Here is a 22,831-nt window from a genome sequence, read left to right on the forward strand (position 1 = left end):
CCCGACTCCCGGTGAGGGTCACCATAAGCCCGGACCAGCGCCCAGGGTTCAGCCAGCGTTCACCTTCGCGTCGACTGCTGACTTCGCTGGCGTTCATCTGCGTCAGCAAGGATTCACTGTCGGGATACTCCACGGCGGGAAAGGAACGCGAACACGTGCGAAAGCTCTTTCAGGCAGACCTCATCAACCTTGGTGAGCAGCTGATACAGATCACATCATTGGTCCATACTGCGATGGAGAAGGCCTACACCGCCTTCGACACCACCGATCTCCAGCTGGCGGAGGAGGTCATCGCCGCCGATGCCCAGATCGACCGGCTGCAGGTGGAGCTCGACGAGAAGGCCATCGAGCTGCTCGCGCTGCAGGGTCCGGTGGCCTCAGACCTGCGGATGATCGTGGGCGCGCTGCGGATGAGCACCTCGCTGGAGCGCATGGGCGATCTGGCGCGGCATATCGCCCAGCTCGCCCGGATGCGGTACCCGGACCGGGTGGCCCCGGACTCGCTGCACTCGGTCTTCGACAAGATGGCCAAGCTGAGCACCGAGATCTCGTCGCGGCTGATCACGCTGCTGGAGACCCGCGAGCTGCACCTGGTCGCGGAGATCCACGCGCTGAACGAACAGCTCAACGACCTGCACGCCTCGGTGTTCACCATCGTCGCCGCCGATGACTGGCAGCAGAGTGCGGCGACCAGCGTGGACTCCACCCTGGTGAGCCGGTTCTTCGAACGATTCGGGGACCACGGGGTCTCGGTGGCGAACAAGGTCGACTATCTGGTCACCGGCGCCTGGGACACCCGCGAACACTGAGCCTGCTGGTGGGACGGCCTTCCCCAGGCACATCCACCACCATGCATCGGGCGCTCTGCGGCGTGATCACGCCACTCTCGGGCGCCCATTCCGCCGCAGGCCGGCCGATCGATGGCGCGTGAGCATCGGATGACCCACGAAGAGACCCCTCAGGCATCGCATGATGTCTGAGGGGTCTCTTTCGCTGTGCGGACTACTTCTTGCCCTGGTTCGCCACGGCCTTGATCGCGTCCTTGGCGGCCTCGGGGTCGAGGTAGGTGCCGCCGGGGTTCAGCGGCTTGAGATCGTCGTCGAGCTGGTAGTGCAGCGGGATCCCGGTGGGGATGTTGAGTCCGGCGATGTCCTCGTCGGAGATTCCGTCGAGGTACTTCACCAGGGCGCGCAGCGAGTTGCCGTGGGCTGCGAGCAGCACGGTCTTGTTCTCGCGCAGATCCGGGATCACGGCGGACTCCCAGTAGGGCAGCATCCGATCCACGACGTCCTTGAGGCACTCGGTGCGCGGCGCGGAGTCGCCGAGGTCGGCGTAGCGCGGATCCCCCAGCTGGGAGAACTCGTCGTCGGCGGCGATCTCCGGCGGAGGGGTGTCATAGGAGCGGCGCCACATCATGAACTGCTCTTCGCCGTACTGCGCCAGCGTCTCGGCCTTGTCCTTGCCCTGGAGCGCGCCGTAGTGGCGCTCGTTGAGCCGCCAGTCGCGCTTCACCGGGATCCATAGCCGGTCTGCGGTCTCCAGCGCCAGGTGGCAGGTGGTGATGGCGCGCTGCAGCAGCGAGGTGTGGACCACGTCGGGGAGCAGCTGGTGCTCCTTGAGCAGCTCACCGCCGCGTGCGGCCTCTTCACGGCCCAGGGCGGTCAGCGGCACATCCACCCACCCGGTGAAGAGGTTCTTCTCGTTCCAGTCGCTCTGCCCGTGGCGGAGCAGGATCAGGTCATAGGCCATAGGAGTGTGTCTCCCTTTCGGAGTCGAACGTGGAAATCAGCGCAGGGTGCGGTCAGTCGGAGACTTCGGGGTTCACGTCGGTCAGGTAGACCATCGCCATGCAGGCCGCGGCCACCGGGAAGATCAGGCCGAAGGGACCGGCTCCCGCAGCGCCGAGCAGAGCCAGGACGACGGCGCCGCCGGTCATGCCCAGCCAGAAGCCCTTGGTCCGCTTGAAGGCGATGTCGAACCGCTGCGCGTTCTTGGGGATGCACTTGACCAGTGCCACGATGGCGAGCCCGAGGCAGACCAGTGCGAAGGCGAGGTGCATCCAGGCTTCGGTCTGCAGGACGAAGATCCAGATATCAGAGAGGGGAGACTGCATACCCCGATGTTATCGGATGGGCTCCCCGGCTGCGGCGGCGCGCAACGCGTTGAGCAGATCTGCGAAGAGATCCTCGACGTCCTCGATGCCCACCGAGAGCCGGATCAGCCCGTCCGGGACCGAGGACGGTTCACCCGGATGACGACGACGGCGCTCGGCGAGGGACTCCACGCCGCCCAGGCTGGTGGCCGGGGTCCAGAGCTGCAGTGCGCTGAGCACCGCGTCGGCCACCTCGGCCTCGCTGCGCTGACTTGTGATGCGCTGGCCCGAATCGGGCTGTCCCGGCTGGGGCTCTCCGGAACCGGGCTGTGCTGAATCCCAGGCGTCGGCGGAACCGGGATGGTCGGCGTCGAGCTCGATGGTCAGGATCGCGCCGAACCCGCCGAGCTGCTCTGCGGCGCGCTGATGCTGCGGGTGCGCGGCCAGGCCGGGGTAGTTGACCTTGCGCAGCGGCAGCCCGGCATCCTGGCTGAGCTGATCCAGCCGGCGGGAGAGCTCGCCGGCGTTGGACTCCGCGGCGTCCAGGCGCACCGCGAGGGTGCGCACGCCGCGCAGGGCGAGGAAGACCTCCATCGGGCCCGGGATCGCGCCGTGGAGGGTGCGGTGCTGGTGCAGCCGCTGATGGATCTCGGGGTCACCGGTGATCGCGGCGCCCATGATGAGGTCGGAGTGTCCGGAGAGGAACTTGGTGACCGAGTGGACCACGACGTCGGCGCCGTGTTGGAGCGGGCGCTGGCGCAGCGGTGTCGCGAAGGTGTTGTCCACCGCAGTGAGTACCCCGCGCTGCTTCGCAGCGGCCAGCAGCGCGGGAAGGTCCGCGATCTCCAGCATCGGGTTGGTCGGGGATTCGATCCACAGCATGACGCGAGCGTCCTGGGCGCCAGCCAGGGTGGAGACGTCGTGCAGCGTGCTGGAGACCTGCGCGGTGTCGGCGATGTCCACCCGGTGCAGCGTGAGCAGACCCTGGTCTGCCATCTGCTGGGCCAGCGCGGAGAATCCCATGTAGCTGTGCCGCGGCATGATCAGGTGGCCTCCGGGTGGCAGCAGATGCACGACGGCGGAGATGGCGGCCATCCCGGAGGAGAACAGCAGACCTGGCAGCACCTGGACCGGATGCTCCTCGGCCGTGGTGACCTGACCTTGGGACTGGGAGGTGGTGCGGGTGCCCGCCTCGAGCTGAGCCAGCAGCTCCTCCAGCGGGGACCAGGAGGGCATCCCCTCCCGCGCGTAGTCCAAGGAGGCGTGGACGCCTGGCCGGTAGGAATACGTGGAGGTGAAGTCCACCGGCATGTTGACGGGCTGGTTCGGACCGTGGGGGCCGCGGCCCGCACTGACCACAAAGGTGCGTTCGTGCTGGTTCACACTGTTACGGTACCCCAGCAGGTGTCCGGGATTGGGTGGGCCGCCCGCCGCTGCCCGGGCTCCCGGTGTCATGTCCGTGTCACCGGGGCTGGGTAGGCTGGGAGCGTGACCCATCTCAGACGCGGAGGCTTCGTCGCCTTCGAAGGCGGCGACGGCGCCGGCAAGACCACCCAGCTGGACCTGCTCGAGTCCTGGTTCGAGGATCGGTCGGTGCCCTACGAGCGCACCCGCGAGCCCGGCGGAACCGTGATCGGCGAGCGCATCCGCTCGCTGGTGCTCGAACATGATCAGGGCGAGGTCGATCCGCGCACCGAGGCGCTGCTCTTCGCGGCCTCCCGCGCCGCCCATGTGGTCCAGCGGATCGAGCCCGCACTCGAGGCCGGCCGCTTCGTGCTCTGCGACCGCTATGTGGATTCCTCGGTGGCCTACCAGGGTGTGGGACGCGAGCTCGGGACAGCGGCCGTCGCTGAGATCAACGCCTTCGCCACCGGCGGGCTGCAGCCGGATCTCACCGTGGTGCTGGACATCGATCCGGCCATCGCGCGTGCCAGGCGGGAGGGCCGCGCGGGACACTCGGACCGGATCGAGTCCGCCGAGGACGCCTTCCATGACCGGCTGCGCCACGCCTTCCTCGCCCGCGCGGACGCCGCGCCCGAGCGATATCTGGTGCTCGACGCGTCTGGTTCCGCGCAGGAGCTGCAGGCCGCGATCCGGTCCCGGGTCCAGGAGCTGCTGAGCCCATGAGCGTCTATACCGAGCTGGTCGGTCAGGATGCCGTCGTCGAACAGCTTCGTCGCGCCGCAGGGTCAGGCACCCCCGCACATGCGTGGCTGTTCACCGGTCCCCCAGGCTCGGGACGGTCCAACGCCGCACGCGCCTTCGCCGCCGCCCTGAACTGTGACCAGGACGAGCCGGCGGCCCGCGGCTGCGGCGAATGCCGGTCCTGCCGGCTGGTGTCCGCGGAGAGCCATCCCTCGGTGAAGCTGGTCTCCACCGAGAACGTGACCTACAAGATCGACGATGTCCGCCAGCTGATCACCACCGCGCAGGAGAAGCCCCAGGGTGCACGCTGGCGCGTGATCGTGGTCGAGGACGCGGACCGGATGACCGAACGGGCCACCAATGTGCTGCTCAAGGCGATCGAGGAGCCGCCGCCGCATACGCTCTGGGTGCTGTGCGCCCCGAGTCCGGCGGACGTGCTGGTCACCATCCGCTCGCGCTGCCGGCTGGTGAGCCTGCGGATCCCGCCCACCGCCGCGGTGGCGCAGCTCCTGACCAGCCGGGACGGGCTCAACGAGGAGCAGGCGCAGTTCGCCGCGCGGGTCTCGCAGAACCACATCGGGGTCGCGCGCCGGCTGGCCCGGGACCCGGAGGCACGGAGCAGGCGCGAGCAGGTGGTCACCCTGCCGCTGCGGCTGACCTCTTCCTCGGCCGCGATCAAGGCCGCGGGGTCTCTGGTGGAGATGACCCAGGCGGATGCTGCCAGCACTGCGGAGGCGCGGCTGGAGGCCGAACAGGCCTCGCTGCGTCGGTCACTGGGGCTTGAGGCCGAGGAGAAGATCCCGCCCAAGCTGCGCAGCCAGTTCAAGAAGCTGGAGGAGGAGAACACCCGGCGGGCCAAGCGCGCCGTCGCCGATTCCCTGGACCGGGCGCTGATCGACCTCACCGCGGTCTTCCGAGATGTGCTGAGCCTGAAGCTGGAGACCCATGCGGAGCTGATCAACGAGCATCTGCGTGAGGAGCTGAAGCGATACGCGGAATCGCTCAGCGCCGAGCAGACCCTCGCCGGGCTCGACGCGATCAACGCAGCCCGGACCCGGATCACCCAGAATGTCCCCCCGCTGCTGGCCGTGGAGGCGTTGATGATGCAGTTCCTACCTGGGAGGTCCCATGCCTGAGATTGGTCTCCCTCCCCGCAGGCTTCGGCTGATCAGCCTCGCCGCCGCTGCCGCGCTGCTGCTCTCGGGCTGCGTGAACGCCGGTGGGGACGAGGATTCCGGCGCGGCAGACGCTGAGGCGGAGCCGATGACTGCCACCTCGGTGCCGGCGGGCGAACTGGCCGGCGCGGCCGAGGACTACACCGAGTATTACGAGCAGGACATCGATTGGACCTCCTGCGAGGAGACCATGATGTGCGCCGATGTCACGGTGCCGATGGACTGGGCCGATCCGGGGGCACAAACGGATCTCGAGATCCGGATCATCAGCTCCCAGTCCGGCGGAGACCAGGCCGAATATCTGCTCACCAATCCCGGCGGACCCGGCTCCTCCGGCTACGACGCGGTCGCCGACTCGCTCGCCATCGCGTTCAGCGAGGAGCTCGTCGAGCACTACAACATCATCGGTTTCGACCCGCGCGGGGTGCACCGGTCAGCGCCGGTGAACTGCCTGGACGACGCCGAGATGGACGAGTACCGCGAGCAGGTCTCCGACGAACAGCTCGACGCCGAGTCCTCATACGCGGAGGCCCGCGAATCGGCCGCCGAGCTGGCGGCACGGTGCGAGTCCGAGAGCGGCGCTCTGCTGGGACACGTGGACACGCTCTCGGCGGTCCGGGACATGGACGTGATCCGCGCCGTGCTGGGTCAGGACGAGCTGAACTACCTGGGCTTCTCCTACGGCACCAAGCTGGGGATGACCTACGCCGAGCACTACGGTGAGCGGGTGGGGCGCTTCGTCCTGGACGGGATGCTCGACGTCTCGATCGATGCCCACGAGTTGAACAAGGGGCAGGCGCTCGGCTTCGAGGTGGCGCTGGAGAACTATGCGCAGTGGTGCACCGAGCAGGCGACCTGCCCGGCCGGAGACACCGTGGATGAGGTGGTCGACGGCGTGCAGGAGCTCTTCGCCGGAGTCGCCGAGAACCCGGCGCAGGGCGCGGACGGACGGACCATCAATGTCTCCACCCTGGTCAGCGGCTTCATCACCCCGATGTACAGCCGCGCGAGCTGGCCGCTGCTCTCCGAGGCGCTGACCATGGCCCTGGTGCAGCAGGACTTCACCAGCTTTCAGTACTTCGCGGACCTGCAGTCCGGGCGGAGCCCCGACGGCAGCTACGGATGGATCAACAGCTTCGTATTCACCGCAGTGATGTGCCTGGACTATCCGATGCCGCAGGACCCCGATCAGATCGAGGCCGAGTTCGAAGAGGTCTCCGAAGAAGCCCCCACCTTCGGGCCCTACCTCGGGCACAGGGCCGTTGTCTGCGAGGAGTGGCCCGTTCAGAACGTCGCGGAACCCTGGGACCCTGAGCTCAGCGAGGTCGACGAGCTGCTGATGATCGGCACCACCGGAGACCCTGCCACCCCGGTGGAATGGGCGGAGAACATGCACGAGCAGGTGCCGCAGTCTGCGCTGATCATCCGCGAAGGCGAAGGGCACCTGGCGTACCGGTCAGGCAACAGCTGCGTGGATCAGGCGGTGGACGGGTATCTGCTCGGCGGGGACCTGGCCGAGGGTCGCGAAGATTGTTGAACTTTTTTCTACCGGTTGTAGAAACTGCCTTGTAGACTCTGACTACCGGTGACGACGACGTCCACACGGCCTTTCTGACTCATCGGTCCTTTTCAGCTGATCTGCGTTAGGACACTGCCATGAACACAGAAGCTCCGCTCACACCCGATGCGACGTCATCCGATTCCCAGACTCACGATGCCCACACCTCGAGCGCTCCGGAGCCGACGGCTGGCGGTGAACAGGCACGGGCCCCGCGCCCGCTCGGCGTCCTCGTCGGGTTCGACGGTTCACCCAACGCCACCTCCGCACTGCGCTGGGCGGCCCGCGAGGCGCACTTCCGTGGTCTCCCGCTGACGGTGATGAGCTCCTTCACCATCCCCCCCGCGGTGAGCGGATACCTCGAGAGCTTCCCGGATGCCGGGGGCCAGACCCTGGCGCGGCAGGCCACGGAGAAGACGCTGAACACGGCACGGGAACAGCTTGCAGGACATGCCGGCGAGGTCACCTACCGACTGGAGCACGGCGACGCCGCAGGGTTGATGGTCCATCTCTCGGGCTCCGCTGAGCTGTGCGTGGTCGGAAGCCGCGGCCGCGGCGGGTTCACCGGGCGCATCCTGGGATCCGTGGCAGCCGCCCTGCCAGGTCACGCACACTCCCCCACGGTGGTGGTCCCACACACCGACGAGTCCAGCGTGGGCGAGGGTTCCGAGGCGATCAGCACCGCTGACACCCGGCCGGTGGTCGTCGGCATCGACGGATCTCCACATTCCCGGCGAGCCTCCGTGCAGGCCGCTCGAACAGCGATCAGCCACGGCACCCGACTGCAGCTGGTGATGGCGCTGCCACCGCTGACGACGGCGGCCATGTGGTACCCGGAGCTTGCCGCCCGCGAGCAGGCGATGGTGCAGACCCGGGTGGATGACCTGAACAGGGACCTCGACGTGGAAGTCGGTTGGATCCAGGCGCAGTTCCCGGAGCTCTCCGTCACCGGTTCCGTCGAGGAAGGCTTCCCGGTCAATGTGATGCAGGAGATGGGCAGCAAGGCACAGCTGACAGTGGTCGGCACCCGGGGTCACGGAGGAATGCGCAGCGCGCTGCTTGGCTCGGTCTCCCGCGAGCTGCTGCACCACGCGACGGCTCCGGTGATGGTCGTCCCAGCTCACGACTGAGCGAGCTTTGACCGCGGTGGGGTGCACCAGTAAAGTGAACCCTCGTGCGCCTCACCGCGGTGCCACGCCGCCTTAGCTCAGTCGGTAGAGCGATTCACTCGTAATGAATAGGTCGCCGGTTCGATTCCGGCAGGCGGCTCCGATGAGCCCTCTGACCTGCAGTTATATTCAGTTCGGAGGGTTCTTCCCTGTCCGGACGCTGAACCTGGGCTTCAGACAAGGGTCAACATTCGGGCGGGAGGCACGGCCCTCCCGCCCGAATTCTGTTTTCGTGGCTCGGAGTCGGGCGGAGCCCACCCGCTGGCCTCGCCTAGAACTGCACCTTCGACCCATGACCGGCCATACGCTCGGCGAAATCGATGAATGCGCCGGCACCGACGTGGCCCTCGGATCCCCCGGAATCATCCTGGCGAGCATCGCAGAGATCGCCGACCACAGGACGTAGAGCGAACCGGTGCCTCCGGTCCAGTCCCGAAGCTGCCGAGCTCACCCAGGAGGTCATCAATGCCCGGGGCCGAGCGCACGAATGCCCTGCGCGACACATGTGGGGCAGACCCTGGTGCCACAGAGGACCTGGATCATGGCTCCCGGGCCGGGATGAGCGGGATGATGAGCGAGGCGGACATATCCACCCTCGAAGGCACGGAAGCCGCCCGGCTGCACCTGGAACAGATGATCGTCCATGACGAGGGTCAGGTCGAAATGGCTCATCTGCAGGTCGCGCAGGGACAGAATCTGGAGGGCGTCGAGCTGGCCCGCCACGTGGTCGAGGACCAGGAGGCGGAGATCGCCGAGATCGAGCGGATGCTTCAAGAGCTGCCGGAGGCTTCCTGACCGCTCCGGCGTCTGGCATCGTCGCACTCGTGCGGCAGCCGATGGAGAGCAGCAATCCGAGCCACGAAGGAGGACCGTGATGATGTGGGACAGCGGAATGGGAGGGGGCATGGGCTGGATGTGGTTCTTCTGGCTCCTGCTGATCGTGGGAACGGTCGTGATCGTGATCGTGCTTGTGCTTGTGCTTCTGAAAGCTCTCACCGGCAGTTCCGGCGACGGGAGCCGCCAGGGCGGTTCGGCTCCGCCGACCGGTGCGCGCCCGCGCCGGTCCCGGGAGATCCTCGAGGAGCGCTACGCGCGCGGGGAGATCAGCACCGAGGAGTTCAGCGAACGGCTGCGGACCCTGGAGGATGGTGACCGGTGAGCCCGCTGACACGACGGCAGCTGCTGGCCCTGGGTGCGGTCGGGGTCGGCGCTGCGGCCGCGGGTGCAGGCGGGCTGTGGTGGACCAGCGGCGGCGGCGTGACCCGCGGCGGCGGCCGGGGGCTGGTGCAGCCCGAGGTGCTGGCCAGCCGGGACGGGGTCCTGGACCTGGCCTTGGAGGCCGCCCCCGCCCGGGTGCGGATCGGGGCGCGTGAGGCGAGCGTGCGGGCTTTCAACGGGTCGCTGCCCGGACCCACCCTGCGGGTCCGGGGTGGGGACACGGTCCGGGTGGCGATGACCAACGGTCTGGAGACCCCGACGAACCTGCACGTGCACGGGTTGCACGTGTCTCCTGAGAACAACGGGGACAACCCCTTCGTGAGCATCGACCCTGGTGAGTCCTTCGACTACGAGTACGTCCTGCCGCAGGACCACCCGCCCGGCACATACTGGTACCACCCGCACAAACACGGGCACGTGGCCGACCAGATCGCTGCCGGGCTCTACGGGACCATCGTCGTCGAGGACCCCGATCCCGTCCCGGTGGCCCGTGAGCGCGTCCTGGTCGTCTCCGACATCACCCTGGACGGCTCCGGCAACCTCGCCGAGGTCTCCCCACGGCAACGAATGATCGGCCGGGAGGGTGAGACCGTGCTGGTCAACGGTCAGGTCCGACCTGAGGCCGACGCAGCCCCCGGGGAGCGGGAGCTGTGGCGGGTCGTCAACGCCTGCCCTTCCCGGTACCTGAGCCTGACCCTGGACGGGCAGGACCTGCGACTGCTGGCCCGCGACGTCGGCCGGCTGCCCGAGCCGGTGGACGTCACCGAAGTGACACTGGCCCCCGGCAACCGCGTGGAGCTGCTGGTGGACACCCGCGAGGGCACCTCCACGCTTCGCGCCACCCCAGTGGAACGCGGGACCATGGACACCATGATGGGCGGGGCCACGCCCGGAGACGGCCCCGGCAACGACGAGCCGATCGACCTGCTCATCCTCGAGGTCGCCGGGGACCCGGCCGGGGAGGCCGGGCCCGTGCCCGCGGGTCCGGCCCTGCGGGACCTGCGCGACGAGCCGGTCGCGGCCCGTCGCACCATTGACTTCGCCATGGGCATGGGCATGGGCGGGATGAGAGGCATGAGCGGTCCCGGGGGGATGATGTCCTTCACGATCGACGGGCGCGAGTTCGACGCTGAACGCACCGACCAGCGGGCCCAGGTGGGCACCGTGGAGGAGTGGATCCTGACCAACTCCAGCCCCATGGACCACCCGATGCACCTGCATGTGTGGCCCATGCAGGTCGTGATCGACGGCGGCAGCGACGTCTCCGTGCCGCGGTGGCAGGACGTGGTCAACATCCCGGCCTTCGGAGAGGTGACGATCCGGGTGGCCTTCGAAGACTTCGGCGGCCGCACCGTCTACCACTGCCACATCCTCGACCATGAAGACCTCGGCATGATGGGCACCATCGAGGTCCGCTGACACCGGTGCATACCGCACCGGCCAACGAAGGAGCAGCACGACCCACGATGATGCCCACGAGCCCGGGCCAGACGGGCAGCGACAAGGGAGCGGAAGCTGACCTTAGATGTGACTTCTCTACCCCATGGTCGAGGCGTTCAGCTCATATCCTGACCTCCGCTGTTCGGCTGCCCGCCCGTCCAAGACTTGATGCTCGGCCTGATTCATTACTCGTTCCACCAACAGGTTCGAGTACCTTTCGACAGGTCAGTACGGCACTCGCGGCGTGACCAGACCTTTCACCGATTGGTTCGGCGGACCCACCCGTGTCTGCTCGTGGATTTTGGAGACCAAGGCTCCCCTGCCAGTGATATCCGACATATGCTGAGATCTATCTACCATCGGGGGCAGACGTGGAGACTCCAGCTTCAGATTTTCGCGACCTCTATGCTCCCGACGTGACCACACCAAGCCGAGCCGAAATGGTGCGAAGCAACCACTTCCTGACAGATCAGCACGGATTGCTGAGCCTGCTCCAAGCAAGTCAACTCGTGACTGGGGATCTTGATCTCGACCAGGTCCTCCACAACCTTGCAGAATCGGCGCGAACTCTGGTGGACGCGCGATTCGGAGCCCTCGGGGTCGTTGATGACCATGGCACCATGGAGCGATTCATCCACGTGGGGATGTCTCCCGAGCTCGTCAAGCAGATGGGAGCCCCTCCCCGCGGACTCGGCGTTCTAGGTGCTGTTCTGACTGGTGGCGCCCCAATCCGGCTGCGGAATCTGACAGAGGATCCTCGTTCCGTGGGCGCACCGCTGGCACACCCCGCCATGAAGGCGTTTCTCGGTGTCCCCATCACGATCCGGGGAAGCACCTACGGCGCCCTCTACCTCACCAACCCCTCCGAGAAGGCGTTCACCTCACACGATGAGGCTCTGGTCAAAGCTCTGGCGGCGACCGCGGCGACCGCGATCGACAACGCACGCGTCTACGAACGATCCCGTCGCGCGCAGGAACTCAGTGCAGCGCTGAGCGAGGTCGCGGCGAAGCTGTTGGCTGCGGAGGGCGGCGAAGTGTTCGGTGTGCTTGCAGAGAGCGTCGTGTCTCTCACCGGCGCGCAGCTGGTCAGCGTCGTGGTCTCTGAAGCTGTGGGCCGTGATTTCTATGTCCACACTGCTCGTGGAGACCGTGCCACACAGATCGAGCGTTCCTCAGTTCCTTGGATGGATTGCGTCCTCGCCCGAGCCATGGATGGGGAGCCCGGCATCACGCCGGAGGGGGGAGACGAACCCGTTCCGTTCGCCGATGACATTCCGAGCGCCTCGATGGTTGCGGTGCCTCTCGTCGTGGATGGTGACCGCGTGGCGGCACTATGCGCCACCCGGTCAGCCGACGAATCACCGTTCACCGAGGATGATCTTGAGCTGCTCGAGGAGTTTGCCGCCCAGGCCGGTCTCGCTATCGCCCTTGCCTGGGCCCGGGCGGATCGGCAACGACTGGAAATCGTCGACGAGCGCGCCCGCATCGCGCAGGATCTCCACGACCATGTCATCCAGCGACTCTTCGGCACCGGGCTGGGGCTGGAGGCGCTGGCGTCGGCACACCCTCAACTCAGCGACAGCATTGAAGCACACGTGACACAGATCGATGCGGCGATAGGTGACATTCGAACCGCCATCTTCACCCTGCAGACACGCACCGGCGCTGAGGCCACCCGTCACCGTCTCCTCAGGATCCTCACGGAGCTCTCCGACACGCTGTCTGCACAGCCGCGAATCACCTTCGTCGGAACCATCGACCTCATCATCGTCGGTTCCCTGGCTGACGACGTCGCAGCAGCCCTGCGCGAGACGCTCTGCAATGTTGCACGGCACGCCGACGCCACAACGATTGAGGTGGAGATCACCGCGACTCCCCACACCGTGACTCTCAGAGTCGATGACGACGGCGTAGGGCTCTCCTCCGACACATCCCGACGCAGCGGCACCGACAACCTGCGGGCCAGGGCTCGGGCTCACGGCGGCGACTTCACGCTCTCCCCGCGCGGCGCCGGAGGCACCCGCGCGCTCTGGTGGGCACCCGTCAAATCTCCGGGGCTCCCATGATCCGGGTCTTCCTCGTCGATGATCACGAGGTCGTGCGACGTGGCATCGCTCAGCTCATCGATATCGAACCTGGTATGGAAGTGGTAGGAGAATCTGCCACCGCGCGTGGCACCCTTGGCCGAGTCGCGGCGACGCTGCCCGACGTTGCGGTGCTTGACGTCCAGCTTCCTGACGGCAGTGGCATAGAACTGTGCCGCCGCATCCGTTCAGCTCATCCCGAGATCCCGTGCCTGATCCTCACCGCCTACGACGACGACGCGGCCAGCATCGCCGCTGTCGTCGCGGGCGCATCTGGGTATGTGCTCAAGAACATCCACGGCCGACACCTGATCAAGTCCATCCTCCGAGTCTCCCAAGGGGAGAACCTTGTCACCCCCGATCTTGCCCGGAGGGTCCACGCTTCCCTCAGTGCCAAGACCGCGCAGGCACAGGAGCAGGCCGCGGAAACAGCGCGAATCGATCTCACCCTTCGTGAGACCCAGATCCTGAAGCTCATCACGGAAGGGCTCACCAATCGGCAGATCGGGGAGCGGCTGAGCCTGAAGGAGAAGACCGTGAAGAACTACGTCTCGGGACTTCTGGCGAAGCTCGGAATGGACCGCCGCACCCAGGTCGCCGTCTACGGGGCGAGGATGAGCGTCGGAGACTCCGCCGACTAGGCCAGAGCGCGCCGTCGAGCTGCGGGAGAGGTTTCCATGCAGAGACGGTGGGACCTCCGGCCCTACAGGATGCCGAGCCCTTAGACCACAGTGGTGTTAGACCCGCAACTCTGTGGGCAGTGACCAGAGGAGTTCGTCTATGCAGATCGCATCAACGGCCGAGACTCCCACGGACCGCGCCCTCCAGACCGCAGCGGCAGTGGATCTCAAGGGGACCCCGGATCAGGATGCATCCAGGGTGACAGTACTGACGGAGTGGTCGTGAACCCGGTGGCTTCGCAATGGGTCGCAGATTCCGATATCCGCAGAACCGTTGAGCGAGCCTTGACCTGCGACACCGCTGTGCCCCGGGCAGTCAAGTCTCAGGTGTTGAACCGCCACATCACTCTCACCGGTGAGGTGGACTGGGGCTTTCAACGCGAAGCCGCCCAGCTGGCGGTCCAAGACCTCTGCGGAGTGAAATCTCTGGACAACCAGATCACCCTGATCGATCGCACGCCTGCGGAGAACGCAGAACAGCGGCTGAAGAACGCAATGTTGCGAAACCCGCAGCTCGACGCCCGCGACGTGAGGGTCACCATCTTGGGCGACACCGCCATCCTGACCGGGCATGTGACATCTCTGGCGCAGAAGAAACAGGCAGGTCTGGCGACCTGGGCCTGCCCCAACGTGACCCGGATCGACAACCGACTGGCCGTCCGACCCTACTGACCAGAGCCTCCAGAACGCCCTGGGCGTCTCAGGTTGGGACCTAAGTCCCTTCACTTAGTCAAGATACGGCAGTTGACTGCTTATTGAAGGCACCGTTCGAATCGTGAATAGCCGAATCGCTCTCGGCGAGTCCCTTGCACCGGACACGACCCCGAGAGCAGTAAGGGATCCTCCTCATGCTTGTTCATCCCCCTTTTGAACGCAGTTTCTCCGAAAAGTCGCTATCCGGCCGCACCGGCCGTCATAGGGAACCAAACCTTGAACAGCGAGAAGACCTGAAACTTCTTGCCGTGGATCTGTTGACTGAGCTCGGGGTCGCGGTGGAAGTCGCACCTGCCCCGCAGGGATGTCCCCCTCCGGAGATCGGCGCTGGATGCGCTGGACCTCGAGGAGGTGTCTCCCGTGCGTGCAGCAGCTGAGACGAACTTCAATGTCACTGAGTCCTACGCCGCGCACGGAGGGGCCCTCTTCGCGCACGCGTTCAACGCGTTGGGCGACCGGGCCGAGGCGGAGGACTGCGTGCAGGAAGCGTTCATCCGAGCCTGGCGCAGCAGAGGGCGATACAGCAGCTCGCGCGGCTCAGTGCGGACCTGGCTGTTCGCGATCGAGCGGAACCTCATCATCGACTGCCTCCGGGCGCGCGCCCGGCGCCCAGCGCCCTCGGACGCGGAGAAGATCGAATGGGCGAGCGAGCCGGTGACGGAAGACCTGCTCATCGTGGAGCGGCTCGTCCTGTATGAATCCCTGGCCACCCTCACCTCCGAGCACCGGGAGGTCATTGTCGCCGTGCAACTAGACGGCAGAAGCTATCAGGAGCTTTCGGAACAGACGGGGGTTCCGGTCGCGACCTTACGGACACGGATGTATTACGGGCTGAAGTCACTGCGAACGGCACTGGGGGCCCATGCTCACGACGGAGGAAGTGCCTGGGCCGTGGGGGGAGCGTCTCGCCGGGGTTGACGTGACGTGGCGGGAAGAGGGAGCCGGCTTCGTGACGGAGCACTCCGACACTACCCGGATGCGTGCAGGTCTGGGACCGCAGAGCCCCGTTGGCTGCCAAGGACACCGGTTCTCCGATAGGAGATCCCGGTTAGATTCGCCGACGAGCTGCTCGGACGGTGCCGCCTGACCAGCTGTCCCGCTACAACGTCGCGCTCTGGCCACGATCTCGGACGTCAGGCGACCATCGAGCCGGGGCGGTCAGAGCGCGCGTCCACATATCTGCGACCTGCCGGTCGTCCAGGTCATGGCGGAGCTCTCCGGTCGCGCGCAGGTCCTGCGCGAACAGCAGCATGTTGCGCGCTCCGCGATGCGAAACACGTGGCAGCTCACCTCGCCGAACTCGATTCCGGCAGCTCAGCCGCGTGACCAATCGCAGAATCAATGCAGCGAGCCCCTCCCAGGAAAGTCCGGGAGGGGCTCGCTGCATCTGACATCAGACGTCGGCCGGTGCGCGGCCGATCGAGATGAGCTGCGGTTCGGGCGCTGGAGCACAGCAGCCTCCACCGGTGCTCTCTGGTGCGTCGAAGTCGCCCGCACCGCCGCAGACACCGGTGTCCGGCAGCTCCAGCTCGACCCGAGCCGCGCCTTCGTGGTCCCCGGCCAGCTTGGCGACGACGCTGCGCACCTGCTCATAGCCGGTCAGCGCCAGGAAGGTCGGGGCTCGACCGTAGGACTTCATGCCGACCAGGTACAGATCAGGTTCAGGCTGGGCCAGGTCGGCGGCGCCGGTGGCCTGCACGGAGCCGCAGGAGTGAATATTGGGGTCGATCTCGGCCGCAACCCGGCGCGGCGCTTCCAGGATCGGATCGAGATCGAGACGCATCTCGGAGAGGAAGGACAGGTCTGGCCGGAACCCGGTCAGCACCACCACAGCGTCTGCAGCGGGCAGCTCACGCCCATCCTCGTCGATCAGCACCAGCTGCTCACCGGTCCGACGAACCTCGGCAGTCCTGAATCCGGTGACCAGCTCTACGGCGCCGGATTCGACCGCCTGCTTCGCGCGCTGGCCCAGTGCACCACGCTGGGGAAGCTCGTCGGCGGCGCCCCCGCCGAAGGTCCCTTCGCTCACCACTCGGCGGATCGCCCAGGTGATTCGGGTGTCAGGGTGCTGTTCTGCGATCTGGACGAGCTCGTGGAGAGCGTTGAAGGCTGAATCGCCTGCCCCGAGGACCACGACATGCCTGCCGGCATACCGCGCGGGCTCTGCCCGATCAGGCACCTGATAGGTGATCAGATCAGCTGCCGCACGTTCACCCAGGGCGGGCACGCCGTCTGCGCCGGCGGGGTTCGGGACTCGCCAGCTGCCGGAGGCGTCGATGACCGCGCGGGCCTGAACGCGCGACTCCCTGCCCGCGGAGTCGATCATGTGGATGGTGAATGGCTGGGCTGCCCGGTCGGCGTCGACCAACCGATCCCGTCCCTTGCGCGAGACCGCAGTGACCCGCGCATCGCATCGGACGCGGCCACCCAGCACCTTCGCCAGCGGTGCAAGGTAATCCTGAACCCATTGCGCCCCGGTGGGGTAGCCCTCCTGGGGCGCGGTCCATCCGGTGGGCTCCAGCAGACGTGCCGAGGCCTGGTCGATCAGCTCGGGCCATGCCGAGAACAGCCGCACGTGTCCCCATTCGGAGACGGCAGACGCCGGGCTCTGACCGGATTCCAGCACCAGGGGCTCAAGACCATGCTCCAAGAGTTGCGCTGCTGCGGCCATCCCCTGGGGTCCGGCACCGATCACTGCGACGGGAAGATCACTCATCATCCACTTCTCCTCATATTCAAGAACATCGATACATTCACTGCTTGCCACCACTGTCAGCCACGCATCGACAAATGTCAATATGTCAGCCAGAATGGGGGTGTGCCCACAACTCTTCCCGCGATCCGACCCGACGAGCTCGCCGCCTGCTGCGTGCCCGTGACCGGCGGCCTCGTCAATGATGAGAACGCCGAGACGCTCGCCCGGGTGTTCAAGGCACTCGGTGACCCCACCCGGGTCAAGCTGCTCTCGATGATCGCCGCGGCACCGGAGGGCGAGGCGTGCATCTGCGAGATGACCGGCCCGATAGGCCTGGGGCAGCCGACGGTCTCGCACCACATGCGGATCCTCGTGGACGCCGGCCTGACCCGCGGTGAACGACGGGGCAAGTGGATCTATTACCGCGTGGCTCCCGACGCGCTCCAACTGTTGGCAGGCGCCCTCGCCCCCGCGGGTGACCCGGTGGCGTGTCGCAGCGATCTCCCGGACGGAACCGAGTGACTGAACAGCCCGACCCAGCGCAGGGTCCCACGCCACAACCACCCGCCCATGTGCAGGTCGCCATCGTCGGCGGGGGCCAGGCAGGACTCGCCACGGGTTTCTACCTTCGCCGGGCCGGCCTCACGCCGGGTGAAGACTTCGTGATCATCGATGCCGCCGACCGCCCCGGCGGCGCCTGGCCTCGCATGTGGGACGGGCTGCGCATCTTCTCGCCCTCGTCCTCCTCCTCGCTGCCCGGATGGATGATGCCGACCTGGGACGAGTCCGCGCACGGATACCCGCCGCGCTCTCACGTCGTGGACTACCTCACCCGTTACGAACAGCGCTATGAGCTGAACGTCTGTCGCCCCCATCGGGTCACCGCAGTGAAGACCGAGGATCAGGATCCGCAGGGACGGATGCTCCTGACCGGTGACGATCTTTCCCTGTCCGCGCAGACCGTCATCTCAACCACGGGCACCTGGGAACGACCGTTCTGGCCGGTCTACCCCGGCATGCGCGATTTCTCCGGGAAGCAGCTGCACGCCGCGGACTACAAGAACCCAGAGGAGTTCGAGGGTCGGCGGGTCATCATCGTCGGCGGAGGCAACTCCGCGGCCCAGATTCTGGCCGAAGTCTCCACGGTTGCTGAGACCACATGGGCATCCAGCCGCCCACCGAGGTTCTTGCCCGACGACGTCGACGGCCGGGCGCTCTTCGCCGCAGCCACCGCCCGCATCCGCGCACTGGAAGAGGGCCGTGAGCACGCCGGGGTCGCCGGGCTCGGCGACATCGTGATGATCCCCTCCGTGCGTGAGGCGCGAGACCGCGGCGCGCTCACAGCCCACCCGATGTTCACGCGCCTGACCTCCACCGGGGTGGCCTGGGAGAACGATGACACCCAGGACGCGGACGTCATCATCTGGTGCACCGGGTTCCGTCCCGCGCTGCATCACCTTCAGCCTCTCGGCCTGCGGGATGCGCACGGTCATATTCGCGTCGGCGGACCGTCCAAGACACAGGTCCTTGCCGACCCTCGGCTCTATCTGCTCGGCTACGGGGACTGGACCGGCACGGCGTCCGCCACCTTGGTCGGCGTCGGCCCCTTCGCGAAAGCCACCGCGATGGCCGTCGCAGACACCTGAGGCTCAGCGCGGCGCCTCGGACACCAGCAGACCGAGGTGCTCCGCCAGCGCGGGGGCCAGCTCCACCAGCTGCTCCTCGCTGATCACCGCGCCTTTGAGCCCGGCCATCCCGACGATCCGGCTCAGCCGGGCGCCGCGCAGATCCACGTCCTTCAGTCGTGCCTCACGAGCCTCCAGGGTTCCCACGGTGCAGTCGGAGAATCTCACCCGGGTGGCGCGGGCGCCGGAGATGTCCAGCTCGGCGATCGTGCAGTTCTCGAACAAGACGTCGGCGATCACGGCGTTGCGCAGGTTCACCAGATCAAGCTTGCATCCGCGCAGCACCAGCCCGCTGATCCCGGCGTCATAGAGCTCCGCGACGCCGAAGCGGCTGCCGTCGATGACGACCTCCCGCCAGGTGGACCGCGGAGCCTTCAGATGCGGCGCGTTGACCCGCTCCCAGTGAGATTCGACCACCGAGGCGGCGGAGAGGTCGGCGTCCATCAGAGTCACGGACCGCAGGAGACACTCGGTGAGTCTGCCGCAGGAGAGATCGATGCCGCTCAGGTCGGCGTCTTCGAGGACGATGCGGTCTCCCTGGCCGGTGCGCTCAAGGGCTGCAGCGCTGCCCGGCGCGAGGTCCTCGAGTCGGGACGCGCGAAGTCTGGGGCCTTGAATCGGTCTCATCTGCCTGCCTCTCGGTCGCGCTCAGCCTAGCCCCGCGGGCAGACATCGCCCGGTGTTACAGTGCAAATATGGACCTTCGAGTAGCTTCTTATGCCGTCATCACCGACCACGATGGGCGGATGCTGCTGCCGCATTGGCATGTCAGCGGGACCGCCAAGGGCTGGACTCTGCCCGGTGGCGGCCTCGACCCGGGCGAGGACCCCGCCGACGGCGTCATCCGGGAGGTCTTCGAGGAATCGGGCTACGAGGCCGAGGTCGAGGAGCTGCTGGGCATCGACAATTTCATCATTCCCGGGGAGCGCCGGATCCATGACAGCCAGCGCGGCACGCCCCTGCAGAATCTGCGCATCATCTACCGGGCGCGGATCACCGGCGGGTCACTGACGGTGGAGCCGGAGGGGTCCACCGATGATGTGCGCTGGTTCAGCCACGCAGAGATCGACGGTCTGCACCGGGTCTCGCTGGTCGACGTCGGCCGACGGTTCGCCGGGCTGCTGAGCGACGCCGTTCGCTGAACGCCGAGCGAACGGTACGGTCCGGCGTCACACCCGAACTCAGACCGCGGACTCCGAGGCGTCCTTGAGTGAATCATTGACCTGATCGGCGCGACGGCGCACAGCCACCAGCTCACCGTGACCCAGCCGCACCATCGCGGCGGCCTCTGCGGTGGTGGCCAGGTGATTCGCCGCCCGCGAGAGCGACGAATGCAGCTTCGTGGCCCCGCCGGGCACCTGCAGGCCGTCGCTGAAATGACTGATCTGCGCCTTGCGGCAGAGCTCGTAGACGGTGTCCAGCTGCTCGGCCAGCTCATCGCCGACCAGCACCAGCTGGCTGTAGGCCGCGTCGTCCTTCACGCCCTCGATCACCTGGTGGTACCGGTTCAGGCCGCGCACGTAGCGATCGTGGGCCTGCCGCCACAGTCCCTTGCCCAGCTCTTTGTCGAGGCGGCGGGCGCGGCGGCGGCGAGGAAAGAGCTTCATCATGATGCCCGAGAGTCTATCGAATCCGGCCCTCCCTCAACGCAACAGGGGTCGATCACGTCATGGTCAGCAGGACCTTGCCGGTGTGGGTGCCGGAGTCGAAGTACTCATGCGCCGCAGCGGCCTGCTCCAGCGGGAAGGTCTTGTCGGTCTGGATCCTGATCTGCCCGGATTCGATCAGCGGCCAGATCTCGGCACCCACGGCCTGCACGATCTCGGCCTTGGCCTCGGCGTCCCGGGAGCGCAGGGTGGTCGCGATGATGCGCAGCCGCTTGGCCAGCATCAGCCCCAGGTCCAGCTCGGCGGTGCGTCCACCCTGCAGCCCGATGATCACCAGTCGCCCGGCGGTGGCCAGTGAGCGCAGGTTGGTCTCGAGGTACTTCGCCCCGACGACGTCGAGGATCACATCCACCCCGCGGCCCTCGGTGAGCTCCTGGACCCGTGCGCCGAGGTCCTCCTCGCGGTAGTTGATGACGTGGTCCGCCCCGAGCTCGACGGCGAGGCTCGCCTTGTCCGCGGAACCGACGGTGGTCAGCACCTCCGCTCCGAGCCCGTGCAGATACTGCAGCGCGAAGGATCCGATCCCTCCGGTCCCGCCGTGGACCAGCACGGTGTCCCCCGGCTTCACCTGAGCTTCGCCGCGCAGGTTCGAGTGCACGGTGGCGGCCACCTCGATCAGACCTGCGGCGTCGGTGAGGCTGACTCCGGCCGGCACCGGCAGCACATGGCGGGCATCGACGACCACCTTCTCGGCGTAGCCGCCACCGGCCAGCAGCGCCACGACTGCCTTGCCGATCAGCTCCTCCACGATGACACCACTGCCCTGACCTGCGGCGATGACTCGGCCTGAGACTTCCAGCCCGGGGATCTCGGAGGCGCCCCTCGGGGGCGGATACACCCCGAGGCGCTGCATCACGTCAGCACGGTTCAGTCCCGCGGCGGCGACCTCGATCCGCACCTGCCCGGTTGCCGGCGTGGGGTCTGCCTGCTCGGCGAGGGCGATGACCTCTGGTCCACCGGCGTCGCTGTACTGCACTGCTCGCATGCTCTCGCTCCTCAACTCGATCCGTCCCTGGGACTCACGTATAGTCTGTGTCTGGAGTTTTCCACGAAACGCTGGAGAGCTCCATGTCGGCTGAAATGCCAAGGAGCGCTGTCCGAGCGGCCGAAGGAGCTGGTCTTGAAAACCAGTGTGCGGCAACCCCGCACCGTGGGTTCGAATCCCACGCGCTCCGCTCAATGAGAAGGTGGGGTCCCGCGGCCGGGACCCCACTCAGGTTCTCGAAGCAGGTCTGAAAAGTTCGTCCCGCCCCGACCACGCGGACACCGGTGGTGAAGCGGAGGTGCGGATGCGCAAGGAATCGGCTGGGCCGGGACTGCTGAGCATCCTGCTCGGCGCCGTGGCCGTCGGCCCGCTGCTGCTCTACGGGCTCAGCGCCACCAGCGAAGAGATCATCACCGACCTCGGCATCAACGAGGCGCAGTTCGGGCTGCTGGCCACCGTCTGCTTCGCCTGCGCCGCGGTCGGCAATGCCACGCTGGGACGACTGGCTGACCGTCACTCGGATCTCGCGCTGATGACAGTGATCTTCTTGATCGCTTCCGTGGCGCTGGGTCTCGCCGGGGTCCCCGGCGGCTACATGGTGCTCATCGTCGCCGCCGGCCTCTCCGGGGTCGCCCAGTCCTTCCCCAATGGAGTCACCAACCGGATCCTGCTGGAGCGGGTGCCGGCGAATAGACGCATCGGCTGGGTCGGGGTCAAACAGTCCGGGGTCCAGGTCAGCCAGCTGGTGGCCAGCCTGAGCTTCCCGCTGTTGGCGGTGCTGATCGGCTGGCGCGGCACCGCGCTGCTTGCCGCCCTGCTGCCGCTGGTGCTGCTGGTGCTGACCTGGCGCATCCTGCGCACCGTCCCGCTGCTGCATCCGACTCGGAATGCCCCAGCGACGTCCGACGCATCCTCGGAGACCCCAGGCCCACCCCGCGGGCACTCCGCCGCGGTCTGGGCGCTGGCGGCGTTCGGCTGCCTCAATGGGATCGGCGTGCAGGCGACCAACGTCTACCTCCCGCTCTTCGCGGTCCGCGAGCTCGACTTCTCGCTGGTCCTCGGCGGCGCCACCGCCGCCGTCGCCGGTGTGGTCGGGGTGACCGCCCGGATCGGGTGGGCGCGGGTGATGGCTCGAGGCACCTCCGGGCCGCTGCTGCTGCTGATACTGGCACTGACCGCGCTGGCCGGCGTCGGCGCCTTCCTCGGTGCCGACGCCACCGGCTGGTCCCCGCTGCTCTGGACCGCGGTGGTGCTCCACGGCGCCTCGGCCCTCGGCGTCTCGGTGGTGCTGATGAGCGTGCTGCTGCGCAGCATCCCCTCCGCGAAGATGGCCTCCTCCAGCGGAGTGGTCACCGCCGGAATGTTCACCGGATTCGCGATCGGTCCGCTCGGCATGGGACTGCTGATCAGTTCGGGCGGAGGCTTCACGTTGGGCTGGCTCGCCGTGGGCGTCGTCTACCTGCTCTCCACGCTGCTGGCAGTGATCCTGGTCAGCCGCCGTCGTCGGCCTGGCAACGACTGACC

24 protein-coding genes and 2 tRNA genes are annotated in these 22,831 nt (G+C 67.1%); 18 read left to right on the forward strand and 8 right to left on the reverse strand.

Annotation, left to right across the window (positions count from 1 at the left end; genetic code table 11):
- Positions 1-155: 155 nt before the first annotated feature.
- Positions 156-809 (forward strand): phosphate signaling complex protein PhoU, encoded by a 654-nt coding sequence (gene phoU, locus LSI54_RS10320; protein WP_241465217.1) that lies wholly within the window; start codon positions 156-158, stop codon positions 807-809.
- A gap of 193 nt (positions 810-1,002) precedes the next feature.
- Here the strand turns inward: phoU and LSI54_RS10325 are convergent, their stop codons facing one another.
- From LSI54_RS10325 to LSI54_RS10335, 3 genes are read right to left on the reverse strand one after another with little or no spacing between them, the layout of a single operon-like run.
- Positions 1,003-1,749, reverse strand: coding sequence for a phosphoglyceromutase (locus tag LSI54_RS10325; protein WP_241465218.1), 747 nt, complete (start codon positions 1,747-1,749; stop codon positions 1,003-1,005).
- Between the two features lie 52 nt (positions 1,750-1,801).
- A complete protein-coding gene (locus tag LSI54_RS10330; protein WP_051501343.1) occupies positions 1,802-2,113 on the reverse strand; it encodes a DUF2516 family protein in 312 nt (103 codons plus the stop codon).
- 9 nt (positions 2,114-2,122) lie between these two features.
- A complete protein-coding gene (locus tag LSI54_RS10335; RefSeq protein ID WP_241478305.1) occupies positions 2,123-3,475 on the reverse strand; it encodes a trans-sulfuration enzyme family protein in 1,353 nt (450 codons plus the stop codon).
- A gap of 105 nt (positions 3,476-3,580) precedes the next feature.
- On the opposite strand from LSI54_RS10335, the gene tmk reads away from it, so the two are divergent.
- The 8 genes from tmk to LSI54_RS10375 all read left to right on the forward strand — a co-directional run bounded on the left by tmk (position 3,581) and on the right by LSI54_RS10375 (position 10,776).
- Positions 3,581-4,219: a dTMP kinase gene (tmk, locus tag LSI54_RS10340; protein WP_241465220.1), complete on the forward strand. Its 639-nt coding sequence runs from the start codon at positions 3,581-3,583 to the stop codon at positions 4,217-4,219.
- Positions 4,216-5,373, forward strand: coding sequence for a DNA polymerase III subunit delta' (locus LSI54_RS10345; protein WP_241478306.1), 1,158 nt, complete (start codon positions 4,216-4,218; stop codon positions 5,371-5,373). Before tmk ends, LSI54_RS10345 begins: the two co-directional genes overlap by 4 nt.
- Positions 5,366-6,949: an alpha/beta hydrolase gene (locus tag LSI54_RS10350; protein WP_241478307.1), complete on the forward strand. Its 1,584-nt coding sequence runs from the start codon at positions 5,366-5,368 to the stop codon at positions 6,947-6,949. The genes LSI54_RS10345 and LSI54_RS10350 overlap by 8 nt, the downstream gene beginning before the upstream one ends.
- A 119-nt stretch (positions 6,950-7,068) precedes the next feature.
- Positions 7,069-8,100 carry a universal stress protein gene (locus LSI54_RS10355; RefSeq protein WP_241470426.1) on the forward strand — a complete coding sequence of 344 codons (1,032 nt, stop codon included), beginning with the start codon at positions 7,069-7,071 and terminating at the stop codon, positions 8,098-8,100.
- A 66-nt stretch (positions 8,101-8,166) separates the two neighbouring features.
- Positions 8,167-8,239, forward strand: a tRNA-Thr gene (locus LSI54_RS10360).
- Positions 8,240-8,604: 365 nt separating this feature from the next.
- Positions 8,605-8,934 (forward strand): DUF305 domain-containing protein, encoded by a 330-nt coding sequence (locus LSI54_RS10365; RefSeq protein ID WP_241478308.1) that lies wholly within the window; start codon positions 8,605-8,607, stop codon positions 8,932-8,934.
- Positions 8,935-9,013: 79 nt separating this feature from the next.
- Complete coding sequence (locus tag LSI54_RS10370) at positions 9,014-9,298, forward strand: SHOCT domain-containing protein (protein WP_241470492.1); 285 nt, start codon at positions 9,014-9,016, stop codon at positions 9,296-9,298.
- Positions 9,295-10,776, forward strand: a complete 1,482-nt coding sequence (locus tag LSI54_RS10375; RefSeq protein WP_241478309.1) for a multicopper oxidase family protein — start codon at positions 9,295-9,297, stop codon at positions 10,774-10,776. Before LSI54_RS10370 ends, LSI54_RS10375 begins: the two co-directional genes overlap by 4 nt.
- 407 nt (positions 10,777-11,183) lie before the next feature.
- On the opposite strand, the gene LSI54_RS13200 is transcribed toward LSI54_RS10375, so the two are convergent.
- Positions 11,184-11,435, reverse strand: a complete 252-nt coding sequence (locus LSI54_RS13200; RefSeq protein WP_241478327.1) for a hypothetical protein — start codon at positions 11,433-11,435, stop codon at positions 11,184-11,186.
- Here LSI54_RS13200 and LSI54_RS10385 point away from each other — a divergent pair.
- From LSI54_RS10385 to LSI54_RS10400, 4 genes are all read left to right on the forward strand, one after another.
- On the forward strand, positions 11,370-12,863 hold the full coding sequence (locus tag LSI54_RS10385; protein ID WP_241478310.1) for a GAF domain-containing sensor histidine kinase: 1,494 nt from the start codon (positions 11,370-11,372) through the stop codon (positions 12,861-12,863). The two genes, LSI54_RS13200 and LSI54_RS10385, sit on opposite strands and share 66 nt — an antisense overlap.
- Positions 12,860-13,522, forward strand: coding sequence for a response regulator (locus LSI54_RS10390; RefSeq protein WP_241478311.1), 663 nt, complete (start codon positions 12,860-12,862; stop codon positions 13,520-13,522). The genes LSI54_RS10385 and LSI54_RS10390 overlap by 4 nt, the downstream gene beginning before the upstream one ends.
- Positions 13,523-13,792: 270 nt before the next feature.
- Positions 13,793-14,233 carry a BON domain-containing protein gene (locus tag LSI54_RS13205; RefSeq protein ID WP_342357818.1) on the forward strand — a complete coding sequence of 147 codons (441 nt, stop codon included), beginning with the start codon at positions 13,793-13,795 and terminating at the stop codon, positions 14,231-14,233.
- A gap of 402 nt (positions 14,234-14,635) precedes the next feature.
- Positions 14,636-15,193 carry a sigma-70 family RNA polymerase sigma factor gene (locus LSI54_RS10400; RefSeq protein WP_241470496.1) on the forward strand — a complete coding sequence of 186 codons (558 nt, stop codon included), beginning with the start codon at positions 14,636-14,638 and terminating at the stop codon, positions 15,191-15,193.
- A 475-nt stretch (positions 15,194-15,668) separates the two neighbouring features.
- Here the strand turns inward: LSI54_RS10400 and LSI54_RS10405 are convergent, their stop codons facing one another.
- On the reverse strand, positions 15,669-16,994 hold the full coding sequence (locus LSI54_RS10405; RefSeq protein WP_446740427.1) for an NAD(P)-binding domain-containing protein: 1,326 nt from the start codon (positions 16,992-16,994) through the stop codon (positions 15,669-15,671).
- A gap of 99 nt (positions 16,995-17,093) precedes the next feature.
- On the opposite strand from LSI54_RS10405, the gene LSI54_RS10410 reads away from it, so the two are divergent.
- Together LSI54_RS10410 and LSI54_RS10415 are read left to right on the forward strand one after the other, a co-directional pair.
- The gene (locus LSI54_RS10410) at positions 17,094-17,492 is read left to right on the forward strand and encodes an ArsR/SmtB family transcription factor (protein WP_241478313.1); all 399 of its coding nucleotides are present in this window, start codon (positions 17,094-17,096) and stop codon (positions 17,490-17,492) included.
- Complete coding sequence (locus tag LSI54_RS10415) at positions 17,489-18,616, forward strand: ArsO family NAD(P)H-dependent flavin-containing monooxygenase (RefSeq protein WP_241478314.1); 1,128 nt, start codon at positions 17,489-17,491, stop codon at positions 18,614-18,616. The genes LSI54_RS10410 and LSI54_RS10415 overlap by 4 nt, the downstream gene beginning before the upstream one ends.
- Positions 18,617-18,619: 3 nt before the next feature.
- Here LSI54_RS10415 and LSI54_RS10420 read toward each other — a convergent pair whose 3' ends face one another.
- On the reverse strand, positions 18,620-19,282 hold the full coding sequence (locus tag LSI54_RS10420) for a pentapeptide repeat-containing protein (protein ID WP_241478315.1): 663 nt from the start codon (positions 19,280-19,282) through the stop codon (positions 18,620-18,622).
- Between the two features lie 68 nt (positions 19,283-19,350).
- On the opposite strand from LSI54_RS10420, the gene LSI54_RS10425 reads away from it, so the two are divergent.
- Complete coding sequence (locus LSI54_RS10425) at positions 19,351-19,797, forward strand: NUDIX hydrolase (RefSeq protein WP_241478316.1); 447 nt, start codon at positions 19,351-19,353, stop codon at positions 19,795-19,797.
- A 39-nt stretch (positions 19,798-19,836) separates the two neighbouring features.
- On the opposite strand, the gene LSI54_RS10430 is transcribed toward LSI54_RS10425, so the two are convergent.
- Together LSI54_RS10430 and LSI54_RS10435 are read right to left on the reverse strand one after the other, a co-directional pair.
- Complete coding sequence (locus tag LSI54_RS10430; protein WP_342357816.1) at positions 19,837-20,265, reverse strand: hypothetical protein; 429 nt, start codon at positions 20,263-20,265, stop codon at positions 19,837-19,839.
- A gap of 52 nt (positions 20,266-20,317) precedes the next feature.
- The gene (locus LSI54_RS10435; protein ID WP_241478317.1) at positions 20,318-21,307 is read right to left on the reverse strand and encodes an NAD(P)H-quinone oxidoreductase; all 990 of its coding nucleotides are present in this window, start codon (positions 21,305-21,307) and stop codon (positions 20,318-20,320) included.
- A gap of 102 nt (positions 21,308-21,409) precedes the next feature.
- Here LSI54_RS10435 and LSI54_RS10440 point away from each other — a divergent pair.
- Both LSI54_RS10440 and LSI54_RS10445 read left to right on the forward strand, forming a co-directional pair.
- A tRNA-Ser gene (locus LSI54_RS10440) sits at positions 21,410-21,497 on the forward strand.
- A gap of 114 nt (positions 21,498-21,611) precedes the next feature.
- Positions 21,612-22,829 (forward strand): MFS transporter, encoded by a 1,218-nt coding sequence (locus LSI54_RS10445; protein ID WP_241475980.1) that lies wholly within the window; start codon positions 21,612-21,614, stop codon positions 22,827-22,829.
- The last annotated feature ends 2 nt before the right edge of the window (positions 22,830-22,831 follow it).

The sequence above is a fragment of the Nesterenkonia sp. AY15 genome, assembly GCF_022565855.1.
Taxonomy (GTDB): Bacteria; Actinomycetota; Actinomycetes; order Actinomycetales; family Micrococcaceae; genus Nesterenkonia.

What these genes read in the sequence shown, in the direction of transcription:
- LSI54_RS10325 (WP_241465218.1), bottom strand. Translation starts at nt 1,749, where the DNA reads ATGGCCTATGACCTGATCCTGCTCCGCCACGGGCAGAGCGACTGGAAC.
- LSI54_RS10345 (WP_241478306.1), top strand. Translation starts at nt 4,216, where the DNA reads ATGAGCGTCTATACCGAGCTGGTCGGTCAGGATGCCGTCGTCGAACAG.
- LSI54_RS10430 (WP_342357816.1), bottom strand. Translation starts at nt 20,265, where the DNA reads ATGATGAAGCTCTTTCCTCGCCGCCGCCGCGCCCGCCGCCTCGACAAA.
- LSI54_RS10330 (WP_051501343.1), bottom strand. Translation starts at nt 2,113, where the DNA reads ATGCAGTCTCCCCTCTCTGATATCTGGATCTTCGTCCTGCAGACCGAA.
- LSI54_RS10405 (WP_446740427.1), bottom strand. Translation starts at nt 16,994, where the DNA reads ATGATGAGTGATCTTCCCGTCGCAGTGATCGGTGCCGGACCCCAGGGG.
- LSI54_RS10435 (WP_241478317.1), bottom strand. Translation starts at nt 21,307, where the DNA reads ATGCGAGCAGTGCAGTACAGCGACGCCGGTGGACCAGAGGTCATCGCC.
- LSI54_RS10420 (WP_241478315.1), bottom strand. Translation starts at nt 19,282, where the DNA reads ATGAGACCGATTCAAGGCCCCAGACTTCGCGCGTCCCGACTCGAGGAC.
- LSI54_RS10350 (WP_241478307.1), top strand. Translation starts at nt 5,366, where the DNA reads ATGCCTGAGATTGGTCTCCCTCCCCGCAGGCTTCGGCTGATCAGCCTC.
- LSI54_RS10370 (WP_241470492.1), top strand. Translation starts at nt 9,014, where the DNA reads ATGATGTGGGACAGCGGAATGGGAGGGGGCATGGGCTGGATGTGGTTC.
- LSI54_RS10355 (WP_241470426.1), top strand. Translation starts at nt 7,069, where the DNA reads ATGAACACAGAAGCTCCGCTCACACCCGATGCGACGTCATCCGATTCC.
- LSI54_RS10365 (WP_241478308.1), top strand. Translation starts at nt 8,605, where the DNA reads ATGCCCGGGGCCGAGCGCACGAATGCCCTGCGCGACACATGTGGGGCA.
- LSI54_RS10390 (WP_241478311.1), top strand. Translation starts at nt 12,860, where the DNA reads ATGATCCGGGTCTTCCTCGTCGATGATCACGAGGTCGTGCGACGTGGC.
- LSI54_RS10445 (WP_241475980.1), top strand. Translation starts at nt 21,612, where the DNA reads ATGCGCAAGGAATCGGCTGGGCCGGGACTGCTGAGCATCCTGCTCGGC.
- LSI54_RS10425 (WP_241478316.1), top strand. Translation starts at nt 19,351, where the DNA reads ATGGACCTTCGAGTAGCTTCTTATGCCGTCATCACCGACCACGATGGG.